Annotated in this window: 19 protein-coding genes; 4 read left to right on the top strand and 15 right to left on the bottom strand. The window is 62.5% G+C overall.

The features are described 5' to 3' along the window. Positions 1-11 precede the first annotated feature (11 nt). Positions 12-359, top strand: a complete 348-nt coding sequence (locus tag ACK1VC_RS22050) for a head completion/stabilization protein (RefSeq protein ID WP_016488231.1) — start codon at positions 12-14, stop codon at positions 357-359. After that, a complete protein-coding gene (locus tag ACK1VC_RS22045) occupies positions 352-714 on the top strand; it encodes a hypothetical protein (RefSeq protein WP_102689785.1) in 363 nt (120 codons plus the stop codon). The genes ACK1VC_RS22050 and ACK1VC_RS22045 overlap by 8 nt, the downstream gene beginning before the upstream one ends. On the opposite strand, the gene ACK1VC_RS22040 is transcribed toward ACK1VC_RS22045, so the two are convergent. Then, positions 711-1,079: a helix-turn-helix domain-containing protein gene (locus tag ACK1VC_RS22040; RefSeq protein ID WP_016488229.1), complete on the bottom strand. Its 369-nt coding sequence runs from the start codon at positions 1,077-1,079 to the stop codon at positions 711-713. The two genes, ACK1VC_RS22045 and ACK1VC_RS22040, sit on opposite strands and share 4 nt — an antisense overlap. Before the next feature lie 179 nt (positions 1,080-1,258). Between ACK1VC_RS22040 and ACK1VC_RS22035 the strand changes: the two genes are divergently transcribed. Beyond that, entirely contained in the window at positions 1,259-1,522 is a 264-nt protein-coding gene (locus ACK1VC_RS22035) for an ogr/Delta-like zinc finger family protein (protein WP_016488228.1), read from the top strand. Between the two features lie 80 nt (positions 1,523-1,602). Here the strand turns inward: ACK1VC_RS22035 and nuoN are convergent, their stop codons facing one another. The 14 genes from nuoN to ACK1VC_RS21965 form a co-directional block, all read right to left on the bottom strand. Then, entirely contained in the window at positions 1,603-3,072 is a 1,470-nt protein-coding gene (gene nuoN, locus ACK1VC_RS22030) for an NADH-quinone oxidoreductase subunit NuoN (protein ID WP_016488227.1), read from the bottom strand. Positions 3,073-3,079: 7 nt separating this feature from the next. Further along, positions 3,080-4,612 carry an NADH-quinone oxidoreductase subunit M gene (nuoM, locus tag ACK1VC_RS22025; RefSeq protein ID WP_016488226.1) on the bottom strand — a complete coding sequence of 511 codons (1,533 nt, stop codon included), beginning with the start codon at positions 4,610-4,612 and terminating at the stop codon, positions 3,080-3,082. Positions 4,613-4,652: 40 nt separating this feature from the next. Beyond that, positions 4,653-6,506: an NADH-quinone oxidoreductase subunit L gene (nuoL, locus tag ACK1VC_RS22020; RefSeq protein ID WP_016488225.1), complete on the bottom strand. Its 1,854-nt coding sequence runs from the start codon at positions 6,504-6,506 to the stop codon at positions 4,653-4,655. Next, positions 6,503-6,811 carry an NADH-quinone oxidoreductase subunit NuoK gene (gene nuoK, locus ACK1VC_RS22015; protein WP_003251446.1) on the bottom strand — a complete coding sequence of 103 codons (309 nt, stop codon included), beginning with the start codon at positions 6,809-6,811 and terminating at the stop codon, positions 6,503-6,505. Before nuoK ends, nuoL begins: the two co-directional genes overlap by 4 nt. Before the next feature lie 3 nt (positions 6,812-6,814). After that, entirely contained in the window at positions 6,815-7,315 is a 501-nt protein-coding gene (gene nuoJ, locus ACK1VC_RS22010; protein WP_016488224.1) for an NADH-quinone oxidoreductase subunit J, read from the bottom strand. A gap of 10 nt (positions 7,316-7,325) precedes the next feature. Continuing rightward, positions 7,326-7,874: an NADH-quinone oxidoreductase subunit NuoI gene (gene nuoI / locus ACK1VC_RS22005; protein ID WP_016488223.1), complete on the bottom strand. Its 549-nt coding sequence runs from the start codon at positions 7,872-7,874 to the stop codon at positions 7,326-7,328. A gap of 11 nt (positions 7,875-7,885) precedes the next feature. After that, positions 7,886-8,893, bottom strand: a complete 1,008-nt coding sequence (gene nuoH / locus ACK1VC_RS22000) for an NADH-quinone oxidoreductase subunit NuoH (protein WP_016488222.1) — start codon at positions 8,891-8,893, stop codon at positions 7,886-7,888. Beyond that, positions 8,890-11,604 carry an NADH-quinone oxidoreductase subunit NuoG gene (nuoG, locus tag ACK1VC_RS21995; RefSeq protein WP_191086805.1) on the bottom strand — a complete coding sequence of 905 codons (2,715 nt, stop codon included), beginning with the start codon at positions 11,602-11,604 and terminating at the stop codon, positions 8,890-8,892. Before nuoG ends, nuoH begins: the two co-directional genes overlap by 4 nt. Positions 11,605-11,736: 132 nt before the next feature. Next, positions 11,737-13,098 (bottom strand): NADH-quinone oxidoreductase subunit NuoF, encoded by a 1,362-nt coding sequence (nuoF, locus tag ACK1VC_RS21990; RefSeq protein WP_016488220.1) that lies wholly within the window; start codon positions 13,096-13,098, stop codon positions 11,737-11,739. Then, entirely contained in the window at positions 13,095-13,592 is a 498-nt protein-coding gene (gene nuoE, locus ACK1VC_RS21985) for an NADH-quinone oxidoreductase subunit NuoE (protein ID WP_016488219.1), read from the bottom strand. The genes nuoF and nuoE overlap by 4 nt, the downstream gene beginning before the upstream one ends. Before the next feature lie 2 nt (positions 13,593-13,594). Continuing rightward, positions 13,595-15,376 (bottom strand): NADH-quinone oxidoreductase subunit C/D, encoded by a 1,782-nt coding sequence (nuoC, locus tag ACK1VC_RS21980; protein WP_191086804.1) that lies wholly within the window; start codon positions 15,374-15,376, stop codon positions 13,595-13,597. A gap of 79 nt (positions 15,377-15,455) precedes the next feature. Next, positions 15,456-16,133, bottom strand: a complete 678-nt coding sequence (locus ACK1VC_RS21975) for a NuoB/complex I 20 kDa subunit family protein (protein ID WP_012313769.1) — start codon at positions 16,131-16,133, stop codon at positions 15,456-15,458. Positions 16,134-16,143: 10 nt separating this feature from the next. Then, positions 16,144-16,557 carry an NADH-quinone oxidoreductase subunit A gene (locus ACK1VC_RS21970; protein ID WP_003251427.1) on the bottom strand — a complete coding sequence of 138 codons (414 nt, stop codon included), beginning with the start codon at positions 16,555-16,557 and terminating at the stop codon, positions 16,144-16,146. Positions 16,558-16,938: 381 nt separating this feature from the next. Next, the gene (locus ACK1VC_RS21965) at positions 16,939-17,601 is read right to left on the bottom strand and encodes a lysoplasmalogenase (protein ID WP_191086803.1); all 663 of its coding nucleotides are present in this window, start codon (positions 17,599-17,601) and stop codon (positions 16,939-16,941) included. Positions 17,602-18,012: 411 nt separating this feature from the next. Between ACK1VC_RS21965 and ACK1VC_RS21960 the strand changes: the two genes are divergently transcribed. Then, positions 18,013-18,255 (top strand): hypothetical protein, encoded by a 243-nt coding sequence (locus ACK1VC_RS21960; RefSeq protein ID WP_024717880.1) that lies wholly within the window; start codon positions 18,013-18,015, stop codon positions 18,253-18,255. The last annotated feature ends 98 nt before the right edge of the window (positions 18,256-18,353 follow it).

The raw sequence follows: 18,353 nt of genomic DNA, 5'->3' as shown, positions 1-18,353 counted from the left end.
GGAGGTGATGCATGGATAACGATCCTCGGCTGCCGCGCTTTGCCGATAGCCACGACCCGTTCTGGCCGCGGGTGGACCTGGGCAGGCTGCGTGAGCGCCTGCAACTGCAAGCGCCTGTCAGTGAGGTTGCACTTGAAGTAGCTGCCCGCTGTGCGGCCATCGACGCGGCACGCGAATTCGCTCGCTGGCGGGCAGTATTGCGAGAGCGCGGCTACAAGCGCCTCGAAGATGTCGCCGGGCATGACCATGGGCGTGCCTTGCGGGTGTGCTACATCCGGTTCGTCGAAGCGGCGGTCATGTACAGCCTGCGTTCGACTGCCTGCCTTTCTGTGCCGCGACGAGGGCAGTCCCATGCCTGAGCAATCTGTGCTGGATAACCTGGCATCGGCCTTCTTGGCGCTGCTCGGTGTGGATGGCAATGTACTGTTCGCTGCGCTGCTGGGGGCATTGCTGGTCAGTGCGGCGCGCGATCGGTTGATTACCAATACAGCCAGGCGCCTGACGCTGAGCAAGAAATTGCTGTTGATATTCATCACCGTGGGTGTGGGCCATTTATTCGAACCACTGGTTTCGTCACTGGTGCCACTGTTGACCCGTGGCATGGCGGCATTCGTGGCTGCCGTGGTGGTGATCCCCATCAGCCTCAAGGTCATGGTGCTGGTGGACACGCTTGACCCGCGTGAGCTGATCCAGCGCTGGCGCCGGCGGGGTTAGCCACCAAGCTCACTCAACTGCCGCTCCAGTTGCTGGATACGCTGCTTGTCCTTGATGAACAGCAGGATGGCCTGGCGATCACTGGGCGATAGCGTACGCAGGCGCTCAAGCATGTCGCATTCCCAGCCTGCTTCATCAGGGCCTGCGGGGTGCTGATCGGCCTGGCCCAGCAACAGCCAGTCCAGTGAGCAGTCATACTGCCTGGCGATATCTATGCAAAGTGAGTATGGAATGCTGTCGCGCGTCTTCCAGCTGCTCAGCGTTTGTGGGCTCACCGAAAGTGCCCGGGACAGCTCGGCATCGGACTCTGAGCCGGTCAGCAGTTTAAGGCGCGTGAGCACCGCAGCAAGTACGTGAGTACTCATAACAAATATCCATGACTGGTTTAATGATATTCCATGGGCTTAAACTACTCGTTATGAATACAGCCCTGCGTTTTAAGGAGCACTTCTGCAATGAGAACCACCCAATTGAAGAATACACCCACAGTTGCAGCCAATACTTACACACAGGCTGGCTTGGGCAATGCTAGCAGGTACTTGCCGTGAGTACTTACAAGCTGGTTTGCCCGCATTGCCACAGCCGGATGCGCATACGTACTAGCGAGGGGCGCCATATTTTCCTGCGTATCGCTTATTTGCAATGCACCACCGAGGCGTGTGGCTGGTCAGTACGTGCCGAATTCGAAATGACCCATGAACTGTCCCCTAGTGGGATGCCCAATCCGGAAGTGTACCTGCCTTCGGCCAATGGTGATTTGCGCCAGGCCGCCCTGCCTGGAGCAGGCCAGCCCAGCCGGGTTGAGTGAGGCGTCACTGGGGGCAGGCCAAAAATACGCCGATAAAAAAACACCCCGCATAGGCGGGGTGTTTTGTGTTGCCGGGGCAATCAGCCTATCAGTTGCAGGCCGGCTTGCTGGACCAGCTCCAGCAGCGGTTGCGGGTAGACGCCGAGTACGAAGGCAAGAATGGCGATGGCCAGCAGCATGACGCCACCGGTGCGCTGTTCCCACTTCAGCGGGGCGTCATGGCGACGCAGGTTCGGCTCGACCAGGTACAGGGTGACCATGACGCGCAGGTAGTAGTAAACGCCGATGGCGCTACCGATCACCAGGGCACCGACCAGCCACCACAGGTGCGACTCTACGCCAGTGGCGATGATGTAGAACTTGCCGATGAAGCCAGCGGTCAGCGGGATGCCCGCCAGCGACAGCATCATCACGGTCAGTACGGCCGTCAGGTACGGACGGCGCCAGAACAGGCCGCGGTACTCATACAGTGCATCGGCGTCACGGCCGCCGTAAGGCGAGGACATCAGGGTGATGACACCGAAGGCACCCAGGCTGGTGATCACGTAGGTGACCAGATAAACGCCCATGGCTTCCAGGGCCAGGCCCTTGCTGGCAACCAGGGCAATGACCAGGTAGCCGAAGTGGGCGATGGACGAGTAACCCAGCAGGCGCTTGAGGTTGCTCTGGGTCAGCGCCAGCAGGTTGCCAATAAGGATCGAGGCCACGGCAATCACCGCCAGTACGGTGCTCAGCGCGCCGCTGCTGGCAGCAGGGGAGAGCATGAACAGGCGCACGACCACAGCGAACACCGCGACCTTGCTGGCGGTGGCCAGGAACGCGGCGACCGGCGCCGGGGCGCCTTCGTACACGTCCGGGGTCCACAGGTGGAACGGTACCAGCGACAGCTTGAAGGCCAGGCCGACCAGCATCATGCCCAGGCCCAGTTGGGCCACCAGGCTTGGCATGCTGGTGGTCGCCAGGGCTTTGCCGATCTGGTCAAAGCTCAGGCTACCTGCATCCGCGTACAGCAGGGCCATGCCGAACAGCAGGAAAGCCGAGCCTGCAGCCGACAGCACCATGTACTTGATGCCGGCTTCCAGTGAACGCTTGTTGAAGAACGCATACGCCACCAGGCCGTAGACCGGTACCGACAGCAGTTCCAGGCCAATGAACAGGCCGGCCAGGTGGTTGGCGCTGACCAGTACCAGGCCACCGAGTGCCGACATCAGCAGCAGCAGGTACAGTTCTTCACGGTTGCCCGGGAAGCCCTTGGAGCCTTCGCCAAGGTAGGCGTGGGCCAAGGTGACGCACGCCAGCGTCGCCACCAGGATGATCGCCATGTACAGGCAGGCGAACTTGTCGATGGTGATCAGCGCGGTGACGGCCAGCGGCGCTACCTTCAGCGCCGGCAGGATCGACAGCAGGGCCAGGTTCAGGCCCACGGTGGACAGCAGGAAGGTCTGCGAGTGGTTGCGCTTCCAGGCGATCGCCAGCATCACCACCACCGTGGTGATGGTGGTGATCAGCATCGGCGCCAATGCGATGAAGTGTTGAGTGGTGAATTCCATAGCGCTCTTACCGGGCCGAAGCGAGTTGAGTGAAAGCGGAACCGAGCCACTGCTGCACACCACTCATGGTGGCGGCAGAGGTGTCGAGGAACGGCTGCGGATACACGCCCAGCAGAATCAGCAGTCCCGCCAGGCCCAGCACCATGATCAGCTCGCGACCATCCATGCCAGCCAGCACGGTGTCGGCCTTGGCCGGGCCGAAGTAGGCGCGGTGGATCATGATCAGCGAGTAGACCGAACCGAATACCAGGCCGGTGGTGGCGATCACGGTGATCCATGGTACATGCGCGAAGCTGCCGATCAGGATCAGGAACTCGCCGACGAAGTTGCCGGTACCTGGCAGACCCAGGGAGGCAGCGGCGAAGAACAGGCTGATCGCCGGGAGGTAGGCGATGCGGTGCCACAGGCCACCCATCTGACGCATGTCACGGGTGTGCAGGCGCTCGTACAGCTGGCCGGACAGGATGAACAGCGCCGCAGCCGACAGGCCGTGGGCCAGCATCTGGATCACCGCGCCTTGCAGGGCCTGCTGGCTGCCGGAGTAGATGCCGATCAGCACGAAGCCCATGTGCGAGACGCTGGAGAAGGCGATCAGGCGCTTGATGTCGGTTTGCGCAAAGGCCAGGAAGGCACCGTAGAAGATACCGATCAGGCCCAGGGTCATGGCGATGGGCGCGAACTCGGCCGAGGCGTTCGGGAACAGCGGCAGGGCGAAGCGCAGCAGGCCGTAGGCCGCGGTCTTCAGCAAGATACCCGCCAGGTCCACGGAACCTGCGGTCGGTGCCTGGGCGTGGGCATCAGGCAGCCAGGAGTGGAACGGTACCACTGGCAGCTTCACCGCGAAGGCGATGAAGAAGCCCAGCATCAGCAGGTACTCGACACCGGCTGGCAGCTCGGCTTTGAGCAGGTCGCTGTAGTTGAAGGTGAGCACGCCGGTGGTGTTGTAGTTGACCAGCACCAGGCCCAGGATCGCCACCAGCATGATCAGGCCGCTGGCCTGGGTGAAGATGAAGAACTTGGTCGCCGCGTAGATCCGGGTCTTCTTGCCGTCTGCCGAGCTATGACCCCAGAGCGCGATGAGGAAGTACATCGGCACCAGCATCATTTCCCAGAAGAAGAAGAACAGGAACAGGTCCAGGGCCAGGAACACACCGACCACGCCGCCGAGAATCCACATCAGGTTGAGGTGGAAGAAGCCGACGTGGCGCTGGATCTCTTTCCAGGAGCACAGTACCGACAGCACACCGAGCAGGCCGGTGAGCAGGATCATCAGCAGCGACAGGCCGTCGAGGGCCAGGTGGATGCTGATGCCGAAGCGCTGGATCCACTGGAGTTTGTATTCCAGGGCCCAGGCAGGTTCGGCGCCCGGAGCGGGGGCGAGGGTGTAGTCGCCGGTCGCCCACAGCCACAGGCCGATGCCGAGCAGCAGGGACATGGTCAGCAGCGCGATCCAGCGCGGCAAGGTGGCGCCGAAGCGCTCACCCAGCCAGCACAGGAAGCCGCCGATGAAGGGGATCAGGATCAGCCAAGGCAAAATCATGACGGGTTGGTTTCCTTTGGCAAAGTCGCAAGATTCATTGTCATACCGCAGCCACTAACACGGCACCGAGCACCAGCACGGCACCCACGGCGATAGAGGCGGTGTACCAGCGCAGTTGGCCAGTCTCGGTCTTGCTCATGGCGACATGACCGCCACGCGCCATCCGAGGAATCAGGCCGATGCTGCGGTCTACCGGGTCCTTGCGCAGGATGTGGCAGATCAACAGGTACGGTTTGACGAAAAGCTTGTCGTAGATCCAGTCGAAGCCCCAGGCGGCGAACCACCAGGCCGACAGGACGCGGCCGATGCCGCTGTTGGCGACTGCGCTGACGAAGCTGCGCTTGCCCAGGAACAGCAGGGCCGACAGCAGGATACCAGCGATGGCGATGGCACCCGAGGTGATCTCCAGCGCATGCTTGGCTTCACCACCGGCGTGGCCGGCGCTCTCAGGCAGCACGCCTGCCAGTGGCGGGGTGATCCAGGCACCCACGAAGGTCGACAGCACGATCAGCACACCCAGCGGCAGCCAGTGGCTGATGCCGTGACCCGCGTGAGCTTCGGTCTTGGCTTCGCCGTGGAAGGCGATGAAGATCAGGCGGAAGGTGTACAGCGAGGTCATGAACGCACCGACCAGGCCGGCGTACAGCAGGCCGGTGTTACCGCTGGCAAACGCTTCCCAGAGGATTTCGTCCTTGGAGTAGAAGCCCACGGTCACGATCGGCAGGGCGGCCAGGGCAGCACCACCGACCACGAAGCTGGCGTAGGCCAGGGGCAGTTTCTTCCACAGGCCGCCCATCTTGAAGATGTTCTGCTCGTGGTGGCAGGCAACGATCACCGCACCGGAGGCAAGGAACAGCAGGGCTTTGAAGAAGGCGTGGGTCATCAGGTGGAAGATCGCCGCATCCCAGGCGCCAACGCCCAAGGCCAGGAACATGTAGCCGATCTGGCTCATGGTCGAGTAGGCGAGGATACGCTTGATGTCGGTCTGTACCAGCGCGGCGAAGCCGGCCAGTACCAGGGTCACGCCACCGACAACACCTACCAGGTGCAGGATGTCCGGTGCCAGCAGGAACAGGCCGTTGGTACGGGCGATCAGGTACACGCCCGCAGTCACCATGGTTGCCGCGTGGATCAGTGCCGAAACCGGGGTTGGGCCCGCCATTGCGTCGGCCAGCCAGGTCTGCAGTGGCAGCTGGGCCGATTTACCGACCGCACCGCCCAGCAGCATCAGCGTTGCCAGCACCATCCAGGTGTCGCCTGCCTGGAACTTCTGCGGTGCCAGCACCAGCAGTTCCTGCACGTTCAGGGTACCCAGCTGGGCGAACAGGATGAACAGGCCGATGGCCAGGAACACGTCGCCGATACGGGTAACGATGAATGCCTTGAGCGCCGCGTTACCGTTATTGCGGTTGCTGTAGTAGAAACCGATCAGCAGGTACGAGCACAGGCCTACACCTTCCCAGCCGAAGTAGATGAACAGCAGGTTATCGCCGAGGATCAGGAACAGCATGCTGGCGATGAACAGGTTGGTGTACGAGAAGAAGCGCGAGTAGCCGGCTTCGCCCCGCATGTACCAGGACGCGAACAGGTGGATCAGGAAGCCGACACCGGTGACCACGCCGAGCATGGTGACCGACAGGCCGTCCAGATACAGGGTGAAGTTCGGCGCAAAGCCGTCCACCGACATCCACTGCCACAGCAGTTGGCTGTACGCGCCACCTTCAGGTGGTGCGACATTGAACTGCCAGATGACATAGGCGGCGGTGGCGGCCGAAAGGCCCACCGAGCCGACGCCGATCAGGGCGGACAGGTTCTCCGAGAACCGCCCGCGCGAGAACGACAGCAGCAGGAAGCCGACGAGGGGGAAGACGAAAGTCAGGAAGAGAAGGTTCATCCGCGCATCTCACTGGCAGCATCGATGTCGAGAGTGTGGAAGCGGCGATACAGCTGCAGCAGGATGGCCAGGCCAATACTGGCCTCGGCGGCTGCCAGGCTGATCACCAGAATGAACATCACCTGGCCGTCGGGCTGGACCCAACGGGCCCCGGCGACGACGAACGCCAGGGCAGAGGCGTTCATCATGACTTCCAGGCTCATGAGCACGAAGAGGATGTTGCGGCGGACCATCAGGCCAACCAGACCTAAGCAGAACAGGATACCGGCGACCGCCAGGCCATGCTCGAGAGGGATAGCACCCATGATTTACTCCTTCGCCTCGTTGCGGCCCAGGTGGAAGGCGGTGACGGCTGCAGCCAGCAGCAGCATCGAGGCCAGTTCGACCACCAGCAGGTACGGCCCGAACAGGCTGATGCCCACTTCTTTCGGGCCCACGGTGGTGCCGCTGATGCCAGCGCCGCTCGGGGCGACGAACAGCACGTACAGCAGTTCCAGCAGCAGCAGGGTGCCGAGGATCACCGGCCCTGCCCAGATGCCGGGCTTGAGCCAGCCCCGTTCCTGGGCGACCGAAGCCGGCCCCAGGTTGAGCATCATCACCACGAACACGAACAGCACCATGATGGCGCCGGCGTAGGCGATCACTTCCAGGGCACCGGCGAACGGCGCACCCAGTGAGAAGAAGATCATGGCCACGGAAATCAGTGAAATGATCAGGTAAAGCAAGGCGTGCACGGGGTTTGTGCCGGTCACCACCCGAAGGGTGGAGACCACGGCGATCCCGGATGCGAAGTAGAAAGCGAATTCCATCTTTCTGTCCTTATGGGAGCAAGCTCTTCACGTTGATCGGCTCGGCTTCGTTCTGCGCAGCGCCTTTCGGCTTGCCAGCGATCGCCATACCCGCAACACGGTAGAAGTTGTAGTCAGGGTTTTTGCCGGGGCCGGAGATCAGCAGATCTTCTTTCTCGTACACCAGGTCCTGACGCTTGAACTCGGCCATTTCGAAATCCGGGGTCAGCTGGATTGCGGTGGTCGGGCACGCTTCTTCACACAGGCCGCAGAAAATGCAACGCGAGAAGTTGATGCGGAAGAACTCCGGGTACCAGCGACCATCCTCGGTCTCGGCCTTCTGCAACGAGATGCAGCCGACCGGGCAGGCCACCGCGCAGAGGTTGCACGCTACGCAGCGCTCCTCGCCATCGGGGTCGCGGGTGAGGACGATGCGGCCGCGGTAGCGCGGCGGCAGGTACACGGGTTCTTCGGGGTATTGCAGGGTGTCGCGCTTGCGGAACCCGTGGGAAAACACCATGGCCAGGCTGCGCAGCTGTGTGCCGGTGCCCTTAACGATGTCGCCGATATACTTGAACATGGGTCAAATCCTCACTGGGCCGCGACGGCTGGCGTGTTGTAGAGCACGATCGCAGCGGTCACCAGCAAATTGATCAGGGTCAGCGGCAGGCAGAACTTCCAGCTGAAGTCCATCACCTGGTCATAACGTGGGCGCGGAATCGAGGCGCGCAGCAGAATGAACAGCATGATGAAGAACGCGGTCTTCAGGGCGAACCACAGGAACGGCAGTTGCGGCAGGATGCCGAACGGGCCGTGCCAGCCACCGAAGAACAGGGTTACCAGCAGCGCCGAGATGAGGATGATGCCGATGTACTCACCGACAAAGAACATGCCCCATTTCATGCCGGCATACTCGATGTGGTAGCCGTCGGCCAGTTCCTGTTCTGCTTCTGGCTGGTCGAACGGGTGACGGTGAGTCACGGCGACGCCAGCGATGAAGAAGGTGCAGAAGCCGAAGAACTGCGGAATGATGAACCACAGGTTCTGCGCCTGGTACTCGACGATGTCGCGCATGTTGAACGAGCCTACCTGCACCACAACGCCCATCAGCGCCAAGCCCAGGAACACTTCGTACGACACCGTCTGTGCCGAAGCACGCAAGCTGCCCAGCAGGGCGTACTTGTTGTTCGACGACCAGCCGGCGAACAGCACCGCGTAGACCGACAGGCCAGCCATGGCGAAGAAGAACAGCAGGCCGATGTTCAGGTCGGCAACGCCCCAGCCCGGTGTGATCGGGATGATCGAGAAGCCGATCAGCAGGGCGCTCATGGCCACGACCGGCGCCAGGGTGAAGATCATCTTGTCGACGAAGGGTGGGTTCCAGTCTTCCTTGAAGAACATCTTCAGCATGTCGGCGGCGATCTGGAACATGCCGAACGGGCCGACACGGTTAGGACCGTAGCGGTCCTGCCACCAGCCCAGCAGGCGGCGCTCGACGAAGCTGAGCAGGGCGCCGCAGACCACTACGGCCAGCAGCACCACGATAGCCTTGACGACCTGGATGATCACATCGATCACTTCGGGGGTGAACCAGCTCATTGTGCTGCCTCCTGCAGACCTTCGACGGGTGCACCGAAGATGGCAGGCGGGATGCCGGCCAGGCCTTTCGGCAGCGCGACCAGGCCAGCGCCCAGCTCTTCATTGATGCGCAGCGGCAGGCGCAGGGCCACACCGGCCACGTTCAGGCTCAGCAGGGCGCCCTCGTTGACACCCAGGCGGTCGGCTTCAGACTTGGCCAGGGCCACGTAGGCAGCCGGGATACGTTCTTGTACCGGCGCGGCCCGCGAGGAGCTTTCTTCGCTGCCGAACAGGTGGAAGAACGGTACCGCGGTCCAGGTGCCACGGGCCGGGTTGAAGGCGCCCGGAATGGCGTTGAACCAGTTCAGGCGATCGCCTTGCGACTCGATCAGGCGTACGCCAGGGTCACCGGCACGCAGGTGGCCACCGACCTCGTCCTGGAACTTGTTCCAGGCTTGCGGCGAGTTCCAGCCCGGCGACCAGGCGAACGGCACCTGCTGGCGCGGTTCGGCGGAGCCCGAGTAACCTTCCATGGAGAAGGCGAACGCGGTGTCCTTGTCTTGCGGGGTGCGCGGTTCGTGCACGCTGATGTTGGCGCGCATGGCAGTACGGCCAGAGTAGCGCAGCGGCTCACGGGCCAGCTTCATGCCCTTGATGCGGAAGGCGGCGCTTGGTGCAGCGTTGACGATGCCGGCCAGTTGCGGGGCGGCTTCGGCGCAGGCGCTGGTAACGTGGTCCAGCTGGGTCCAGTCGACCGGCTTGTTCAGCAGGGTGGCACGCAGGGCGTGCATCCAGCGCCAGCCTTCGTGGATCTGGATGCTGCTGTCCAGGTACTGCGGGTCGAACACCTGGAAGAAGCGCTGGGCGCGGCCTTCCTGGCTGACGAGGGTTCCGTCGCCTTCGGCGAACGAGGCGGCCGGCAGTACCAGGTGGGCGCGGTCGACCGTCGGCGTTTTCGAGTGGTCGGCAACGATCACCACCTTGGCCGCAGCCAGGGCGGCGTCGACCTTGGCGGCCGGCACGCGGGCGTACAGGTCGTTTTCCAGCACGACGATGGCGTCGGCCTTGCCGCTGATGACCGCGTCCAGCGCGGCATCCACGGACTCGCCGCCGAGCATGGCCAGGCCGATGCTGTTGGCCTCAGGTACCACCAGGCTCAGCGAACCGTCCTTCTCGCGCAGCTTCAGGGCCTTGGCGATGTTGGCGGCGGCTTCGATCAGTGCCGGGTCGGCCAGCGAAGTACCGGCGACAACCAGTGGGCGCTTGGCGGCAACCAGCGCGTCGGCGATGCGTTGGGCCAGGGCCTTGGCTTCGTCGTCCAGGCCGGCGACGGCGGGTGCGCTCGGGTCGATGGCGTGAGCCACTGCGAAACCGATGCGGGCCAGGTCGGCAGGCGCGGCGTGCACGCATTCTTCGGCAACGTCGTCCAGCTTGGTTTCAGCCAGCGAGGCAATGAACAGCGGGTACAGCGCGTGCTGGCCGATGTTCTTCACGGCGGCGTCGAGCCATGGCTGCACTTTCATCGCTTCGGCCATGGCCTCGGCCTTGCCCTTGGTGGCCTGGCGCACGGCGAGGGCCACGCGGGCAGCGGTCTGGGTCAGGTCTTCACCGAGCACGAACACGGCGTCGTGGTCTTCGATGTCGCGCAGGGTCGGCACCGGCAGCGGGCTGTTGTTCAGCACGTTCAGGGCCAGGCGCACGCGGGCCAGTTCGCCCGCTTCCATGCCGGAGTAGAAGTACTCGGCACCGACCAGCTCACGCAGGCCGTAGTTGCTTTCAAGGCTGGCGCGTGGCGAGCCGATACCGACGATGGTACGGCCGCGCAGCAGGTCGGCAGCCTTGTCCAGGGCGGCGTCCAGGCCCAGCTTGGTGCCATCGGCCAGGTGTGGCTGGCGTGGGCGATCCTTGCGGTTGACGTAGCCGTAACCGAAGCGGCCGCGGTCGCACAGGAAGTACTGGTTGACCGAGCCGTTGAAGCGGTTTTCGATCCGGCGCAGTTCACCGTAGCGCTCGCCCGGACTGATGTTGCAGCCGCTGGAGCAGCCATGGCAGATGCTTGGGGCAAACTGCATGTCCCACTTGCGGTTGTAGCGCTCGGAGTGGGTCTTGTCGGTGAACACACCGGTCGGGCAGACCTCGGTCAGGTTGCCGGAGAACTCGCTTTCCAGCACGCCGTCTTCGACACGGCCGAAGTACACGTTATCGTGGGCGCCGTAGACGCCCAGGTCGGTACCACCGGCGTAGTCCTTGTAGTAGCGCACGCAGCGATAGCAGGCGATGCAGCGGTTCATCTCATGGGCAATGAACGGGCCGAGGTCCTGGTTCTGGTGGGTACGCTTGGTGAAACGGTAGCGGCGCTCGTTGTGGCCGGTCATCACCGTCATGTCTTGCAGGTGGCAGTGACCGCCTTCCTCGCACACCGGGCAGTCGTGCGGGTGGTTGGTCATCAGCCATTCGACGACGCTGGCGCGAAACGCCTTGGACTCGTCATCTTCGATGGAAATCCAGGTGCCGTCGGAGGCTGGGGTCATGCAGGACATGACGATACGACCACGGGTGTCGTTCTCGTCGGTGTACTGCTTGACCGCGCACTGCCGGCAGGCACCAACGCTACCAAGCGCCGGGTGCCAGCAGAAATAAGGGATGTCGAGGCCTAGCGACAGACACGCCTGTAACAGGTTATCTGCACCGTTGACTTCGAGCGCTTTGCCGTCTACGTGGATAGTGGCCATTGTTCAAAGTTCTTCGTTGGCCCGCGTGAGCGGGCGTGGCTAATGGAAATCTGTATGCCTGCGGCACGCCACACTTCATGCGGGCCGGCCGACAGGCTGGCGGGTGGCACGGACCACCCGCGTTCTATCTTGTTATGCGCCTACCACAATGGGCTTCGCCAGGTTCGGGCGCAGGGTGCCAGCGCTTTCCGGTGCTACACCGGCCTCGAACTCCGAGCGGAAGTATTTGATGGCACTGCCCAACGGCTCCACCGCCCCCGGTGCGTGAGCACAGAAGGTACGGCCGGGGCCGAGGAAGTTGACCAGGCCCAGCAGCGTCTCGATGTCTTCGGCGCGGCCCTGGCCGTTTTCCAGTGCGCGCAGCATCTTCACGCTCCACGGCAGGCCGTCACGGCATGGGGTGCACCAGCCGCAAGACTCGCGGGCGAAGAACTCTTCCATGTTGCGCAGCAGCGACACCATGTTGATGCTGTCGTCCACCGCCATGGCCAGGCCAGTACCCATACGGGTACCGACCTTGGCGATGCCTCCGGCGTACATCTGCGCGTCGAGGTGCTCGGGCAGCAGGAAGCCGGTACCGGCGCCGCCTGGCTGCCAGCACTTGAGCTTGAAGCCATCACGCATGCCACCGGCATAGTCTTCGAACAGCTCGCGGGCGGTGACGCCAAACGGCAGCTCCCACAGGCCTGGGTTCTTCACCTTGCCGGAGAAGCCCATCAGCTTGGTGCCGTGGTCTTCGCTGCCTTCGCGGGCCAGCGACTTGTACCAGTCGTTGCCGTTGGCCACGATGGCTGGCACGTTGCACAGGGTTTCGACGTTGTTCACGCACGTCGGCTTGCCCCACACGCCGACGGCGGCAGGGAAGGGCGGCTTGGAGCGCGGGTTGGCGCGGCGGCCTTCCAGCGAGTTGATCAGTGCAGTTTCTTCACCGCAGATGTAACGGCCGGCACCGGTGTGCACGAACAGCTCGAAATCGAAACCGGAGCCCAGGATGTTCTTGCCCAGCAGGCCGGCGGCCTTGGCTTCATCAATGGCGCGGTTGAGGTTTTTCGCCGCCGTGGTGTATTCGCCACGCAGGAAGATGTAGCCACGGTAGGCCTTCAGGGCGCGGGCGCTGATCAGCATGCCCTCGACCAGCAGATGGGGCTGTTGCTCCATCAGCATGCGGTCCTTCCAGGTGTTGGGCTCCATTTCGTCCGCGTTGCACAGCAGGTAGCGGATGTTCATGGATTCGTCTTTGGGCATCAGGCCCCACTTAACGCCAGTGGGGAAGCCTGCGCCACCACGGCCCTTGAGGCCGGAGTCCTTGACGCTCTGCACGATATCGTCTTGCGACATCTCGCCCAGCGCCTTGCGGGCAGCAGCGTAGCCGTTCTTGGCCTGGTATTCGGCCAGCCAAACAGGCTCGCCGTCGTCACGCAGGCGCCAGGTCAGCGGGTGGGTTTCGGCCGAGCGCGCAATGCGGTTGGCCGGGCCGAAGGAAGTAATGGTCATACGTAACCCTCCAGCAATTGGGTGACGCCAGCGGGCTGCACGTCGCCAAAGGTGTCGTCGTCGATCATCAGCGCCGGGGCCTTGTCGCAGTTGCCCAGGCAGCACACTGGCAGCAGGGTGAAGCGGCCGTCGGCGGTGGTCTGGCCGAGGCCGATGCCCAGCTCGCTCTGGATCTGGCTGACGACCGATTCATGGCCGCCGATGTAGCAGACCATGCTGTCGCACACGCGGATGATGTGGCGGCCAACGGGCTGGCGGAAGATCTGGCTGTAGAAGGTGGCTACACCCTCCACGTCGCTGGCCGGGATGCCCAGCACCTCGCCGATGGCGTGGATGGCGCCGTCCGGCACCCAGCCACGTTCCTTCTGGACGATCTTCAGGGCTTCGATGGACGCCGCGCGCGGGTCTTCGTAGTGATGCATTTCGTGCTCGATGGCCGAGCGCTCTGTTTCGCTCAGGGCGAAACGGTCTGTCTGGATAAGCGTGCTGTTCATGCTTAGCGGTCCACGTCAGCCATAACGAAGTCGATACTGCCCAGGTACGCAATGAGGTCGGCGACCATGCTGCCTTTGATCACCGAAGGGATCTGCTGCAGGTGCGGGTAGCTCGGGGTACGGATCCGGGTGCGGTAGCTCATGGTGCCGCCATCGCTCGTCAGGTAGTAACTGTTGATGCCCTTGGTCGCCTCGATCATCTGGAACGACTCGTTGGCCGGCATGACCGGGCCCCACGAGACTTGCAGGAAGTGCGTGATCAGGGTCTCGATGTGCTGCAGGGTGCGCTCTTTCGGTGGCGGCGTGGTCAGCGGGTGATCCGCCTTGTACGGGCCTTCCGGCATGTTGCGCAGGCACTGGTCGATGATGCGGATACTCTGGCGCATCTCCTCGACACGGACCATGCAGCGATCGTAGGCATCGCCGTTGTGGGCCAGCGGTACTTCGAACTCGAAGTTCTCGTAGCCGGAGTAGGGGCGGGCTTTGCGCAGGTCGAAATCGCAACCGGTGGAGCGCAGGCCGGCACCGGTGGTGCCCCATTCCAGGGCTTCCTTGGTGTTGTATGCAGCAACGCCAATGGTACGGCCCTTGAGGATGCTGTTCTGCAGGGCAGCCTTGGTGTACTCGTCGAGGCGCTTGGGCAGCCATTCAACGAAGTCCTTGACCAGTTTCTCCCAGCCGCGCGGCAGGTCGTGGGCGACGCCGCCGATGCGGTACCAGGCCGGGTGCAGGCGGAAACCGGTGATCGCTTCGATCACGGTGTAGGCGCGCTGGCGGTCGGTGAAGGTGAAGAATACCGGGGTCATGGCGCCAACGTCCTGGATGTAGGTACCCAGGAACAGCAGGTGGCTGGTGATGCGGAAGAACTCGGCCAGCATCACGCGGATAACGTCGACCTTCTGCGGCACCTTGATGCCCGCCAGCTTTTCCACCGCCAGTACGTACGGCAGGTTGTTCATCACCCCGCCGAGGTAGTCGATACGGTCGGTGTAGGGGATGAAGCTGTGCCAGGACTGGCGCTCGGCCATTTTTTCGGCACCACGGTGGTGGTAGCCGATGTCCGGTACGCAGTCGACGATCTCTTCACCGTCCAGCTGCAGAACGATACGGAACGCACCGTGCGCCGAAGGGTGGTTAGGGCCGAGGTTGAGGAACATGTAGTCCTCGTTGGCGCCCTGACGCTTCATGCCCCAGGCTTCCGGGTTGAAGCGCGCCGACTCTTCTTCAAGCTGTTGCTTGGCCAGGGTCAGGCTGTAGGGGTCGAACTCGGTGGCACGGGCCGGGTAGTCCTTGCGCAGCGGGTGACCTTCCCAGGTGGGCGGCATCATGATGCGGCTGAGGTGCGGGTGGCCGGCAAAGTCGATGCCGAACATGTCCCACACTTCGCGCTCGTACCAGTTGGCGTTTGGCCAGATACCGGTCGCGGTCGGCAGGTTCAGGTCGCCTTCGCTCAGCGACACCTTGATCATCACGTCACTGTTACGCTCGATCGACAGCAGGTGGTAGAACACACTGAAGTCGGCGGCCGGCAGGCCACGGCGCTGGGTGCGCAGGCGTTCGTCCACGCCGTGCAGGTCGTACAGCATGCTGTAAGGCTTGGCGACACCGCGCAGGAAGCTGAGCACCTCTTTGAGCTGGGCGCGCTTGACCCACAGCACGGGCATGCCGGTGCGGGTTTCCTGGGCGACGAATGCTTCGGCGCCAAAACGGTTGTTCAGTTCGACGACCACATCCTGGTCGTCAGCCTTGTAGGGCGGAATATAAATAGCGTTGTCCGCTGTCATGGTCTCGGTCGCTTTGGGTCAACGTTAAGAATGAAGCCAGGCCGCCGGCTCCAGGGGGAGCGGGCGGCAGGTTGCTGGATCAGACTTCGTCGGGGCTGCGCAGGTTGGTTACTGCAATGCGCTGCTCACGACGCAGGTCTTTCTGGGCTGGCATCTCGGCACGGTAAATACCTTGATCACCAACAACCCAGGAAAGCGGGCGTCGTTCTTGGCCGATCGACTCCTGCAACAGCATCAAGCCTTGCAGGAAAGCCTCAGGGCGTGGCGGGCAGCCAGGCACATAGACGTCCACAGGGAGGAACTTGTCGACCCCCTGAACGACCGAGTAGATGTCGTACATGCCACCGGAGTTGGCGCACGAACCCATGGAAATGACCCATTTCGGTTCGAGCATCTGCTCATACAGGCGCTGGATGATCGGCGCCATCTTGATGAAGCAGGTGCCGGCGATGACCATGAAGTCGGCCTGACGCGGCGAGGCCCGGATGACTTCGGCGCCGAAGCGGGCGATGTCGTGGGGTGCCGTGAATGCCGTGGTCATTTCCACGTAGCAGCAGGACAGGCCGAAGTTGTACGGCCAGAGGGAGTTCTTGCGACCCCAGTTGACCGCGCCACGCAGCACATCTTCGAGTTTCCCCATGTAGATGTTCTTGTGGACCTGGTCCTCCAGCAGTTGGTCGGTGACGGTTTCCCGTTCACCTACCGGGTACTGCTCGTTAGGCGCATCCGGATCGATTCTGGTGAGATTGTATTGCATTGCCAAAGCCTCATTGTTTCAGCTTCGCTTGCCGCTTGCGGCGACCTTCGGGAGCCCAATCAAGAGCACCGACGCGCCATAGGTAGACAAGACCTGCCAACAGAATTGCTATGAAAACGAGTGCTTCGACGAACCCGGTCCAGCCGCTTTCGCGGACGGACACAGACCATGCAAAGAGAAAGAGGGCTTCGATATCGAAGATCACGAACAGCATCGCGACCAGATAGAATTTGGCGGACAGGCGCAGGCGGGCGCTGCCGACGGGCAGCATGCCGGATTCGAAGGGTTCGTTCTTGGCGCGGCCCCAGGCCTTGCTACCGAGCAGGCTGGACAGGCCGAGCATGAAGGCACACAGGCCGACGACACCCAGGAGGAAGATGGCAAAGCCCCAGTTGTGGGCGATGAGTCCTGCCGAATCGGACATGCTAGAGATCCTTATACAGAGACCCAGCTCTGCAGTCTGAAATAAGTAGAGCGGCGACGTGGTGTCGCAGGTGCAGTGACCAAATGTCGCAGCTGAATCAATCGCGCTGATTTTATGGGTAAACCCGGTGCAAGTAAAATTTCTGTCGCAAATTTATTCGTAGGATTAAGAACAAAAGGCAGTCGTAAATGGCTGAAAGCCTTGATATTCGGGCATTGCGTGCGGTTTTGTTAATTATGTTTCTTGCGACTGGTAACGAATTACAAGTTTCGTAATGATAATTAATATCATTTGACCTGGTGCCATGTAATTTGGCTGTTCTGTGCCTTGTAAAGTTCATCCGGCGATGCCCCCTACTTGCAAATGCGAAAGACTCCTGTTCTAGCAGCTTTCGACAGGGCGCGTACCGCTCTGGGTCAATACTTTATCGGTTGAGCGTTGATTGGCTGATGCCGCAATCGCCCACTGGCCAAGCCAGTAGATGAGGATGATCAGATAGGGCGCGGCGGCGAACGGGCTGACGAAGCGGTCGATGCCGATCAGGCTATCCGAGATCACGAACAGGCCGGCGCCGATTGCGGCCAGCCCGCCACAGGCCAGGGCGCGCCAGAGCATGGCGCTGATGGCCAGGGCGTACAGCGCGACCGGGATCAGCAACGGGCCGAGGCCGTGGCTGGCCAGTACGCCGAGCAGCGCGATGCCGGTGATGGCGCTGAAGATCAGTGCGGGCAGGGTGGGGCGCAGGGTAATGCCGCAATAGCCGCGCAGGTAAGCCAGGTGGGCACAGAGGAAGGCGGCCAGGCCGAACACGAACAGGTCGGCGGGGATGGCCAGCAGTATGTCGCCCAGTACCGAGAAGCCCAGGCCGATCGAGATCCACTTGCGATAAGGTGTGGCCGGGACGCCGCGCAGCCAGGCGACAAGCGCCAGGACGGGAACGGGTTTGGCCAGCAGGGCGAGCAGGGTATTGTCGCTGGCCAGTGCATATATATAGAGGGCGGCGGCGGCCAGGGCCAGAATCATCAGGTGGCTTGGACGAGGCATGGGCGGTCCTTGCTGCTGTGCTGCCTCAAGCATAGACGTGATTGTGGGGTTTGCTGGTGACGCCATTGGATTGTGTTAGGGCTGGCATGGGCCTGGCGAAAGGAATGCGACGCCTGTGAGATCGAGCGCCGCCCGCCTTGTCTGTCCCCTTCGATATTGAAGGTTGCATCACTGCTCTTAATTATTCTCCAGCCATGCACCCAGGGTGCGCGCGCCTATGGCTCAGGAATAATTGGCCCGAAACAAATGTGGGAGCGGCCTTGTGCCGCGAAGCGCCGCGCGGGCGGCGCTCGATTTGAGGAGCGCCGCAACAATCAAGCCGGGCGCTTCGCCGCCCTGACGCAATCGGGCGCAGAACACCTGACAGGCAGCGGGCGGATGGCAGCCAAACAGGAAAGAAAGGAGCGAGTCATGCTGAAAGTTGTCCCCGACCCACCCCACAACCCCCACTCCCTCGAAGACACCCCGATCCAGGCCAGCGACTACGCACTATACGCAGCCACCGTGGTGCATCAGGCGTTGCTGCTTCAGCCCAAGTCCCCAGTTTCGATCCTGATGATGACCTCCATGCACGAGCTGGAGGCGCTACGGGCTTTGCCTGAATCCGCTTTGGTTCAGGTGCAGGCGCCCAGTGAGCGCAGGACTTCGCACTAAGGCTGCTTAATGTGTTGTCAGGGCCGGCCCCTTCGCGGGCACGCCCGCTCCCACAGGATCACCACAGGCTGCAAGACTTGCACAGTACCTGTGAGAGC

The organism is Pseudomonas sp. XP2, assembly GCF_053557975.1.
The sequence above is the reverse complement of the archived record's forward strand: the minus strand, read 5'-3'. Positions and strand labels throughout refer to the sequence as shown.

What these genes read in the sequence shown, in the direction of transcription:
- ACK1VC_RS22045 (WP_102689785.1), top strand. Translation starts at nt 352, where the DNA reads ATGCCTGAGCAATCTGTGCTGGATAACCTGGCATCGGCCTTCTTGGCG.
- nuoN (WP_016488227.1), bottom strand. Translation starts at nt 3,072, where the DNA reads ATGGAATTCACCACTCAACACTTCATCGCATTGGCGCCGATGCTGATC.
- ACK1VC_RS21965 (WP_191086803.1), bottom strand. Translation starts at nt 17,601, where the DNA reads ATGCCTCGTCCAAGCCACCTGATGATTCTGGCCCTGGCCGCCGCCGCC.
- ACK1VC_RS22050 (WP_016488231.1), top strand. Translation starts at nt 12, where the DNA reads ATGGATAACGATCCTCGGCTGCCGCGCTTTGCCGATAGCCACGACCCG.
- nuoL (WP_016488225.1), bottom strand. Translation starts at nt 6,506, where the DNA reads ATGAACCTTCTCTTCCTGACTTTCGTCTTCCCCCTCGTCGGCTTCCTG.
- nuoK (WP_003251446.1), bottom strand. Translation starts at nt 6,811, where the DNA reads ATGGGTGCTATCCCTCTCGAGCATGGCCTGGCGGTCGCCGGTATCCTG.
- nuoJ (WP_016488224.1), bottom strand. Translation starts at nt 7,315, where the DNA reads ATGGAATTCGCTTTCTACTTCGCATCCGGGATCGCCGTGGTCTCCACC.
- nuoC (WP_191086804.1), bottom strand. Translation starts at nt 15,376, where the DNA reads ATGACAGCGGACAACGCTATTTATATTCCGCCCTACAAGGCTGACGAC.
- nuoM (WP_016488226.1), bottom strand. Translation starts at nt 4,612, where the DNA reads ATGATTTTGCCTTGGCTGATCCTGATCCCCTTCATCGGCGGCTTCCTG.
- nuoI (WP_016488223.1), bottom strand. Translation starts at nt 7,874, where the DNA reads ATGTTCAAGTATATCGGCGACATCGTTAAGGGCACCGGCACACAGCTG.
- ACK1VC_RS21960 (WP_024717880.1), top strand. Translation starts at nt 18,013, where the DNA reads ATGCTGAAAGTTGTCCCCGACCCACCCCACAACCCCCACTCCCTCGAA.
- nuoH (WP_016488222.1), bottom strand. Translation starts at nt 8,893, where the DNA reads ATGAGCTGGTTCACCCCCGAAGTGATCGATGTGATCATCCAGGTCGTC.
- ACK1VC_RS21975 (WP_012313769.1), bottom strand. Translation starts at nt 16,133, where the DNA reads ATGCAATACAATCTCACCAGAATCGATCCGGATGCGCCTAACGAGCAG.
- nuoG (WP_191086805.1), bottom strand. Translation starts at nt 11,604, where the DNA reads ATGGCCACTATCCACGTAGACGGCAAAGCGCTCGAAGTCAACGGTGCA.
- nuoF (WP_016488220.1), bottom strand. Translation starts at nt 13,098, where the DNA reads ATGACCATTACTTCCTTCGGCCCGGCCAACCGCATTGCGCGCTCGGCC.
- ACK1VC_RS22040 (WP_016488229.1), bottom strand. Translation starts at nt 1,079, where the DNA reads ATGAGTACTCACGTACTTGCTGCGGTGCTCACGCGCCTTAAACTGCTG.
- ACK1VC_RS21970 (WP_003251427.1), bottom strand. Translation starts at nt 16,557, where the DNA reads ATGTCCGATTCGGCAGGACTCATCGCCCACAACTGGGGCTTTGCCATC.
- nuoE (WP_016488219.1), bottom strand. Translation starts at nt 13,592, where the DNA reads ATGAACAGCACGCTTATCCAGACAGACCGTTTCGCCCTGAGCGAAACA.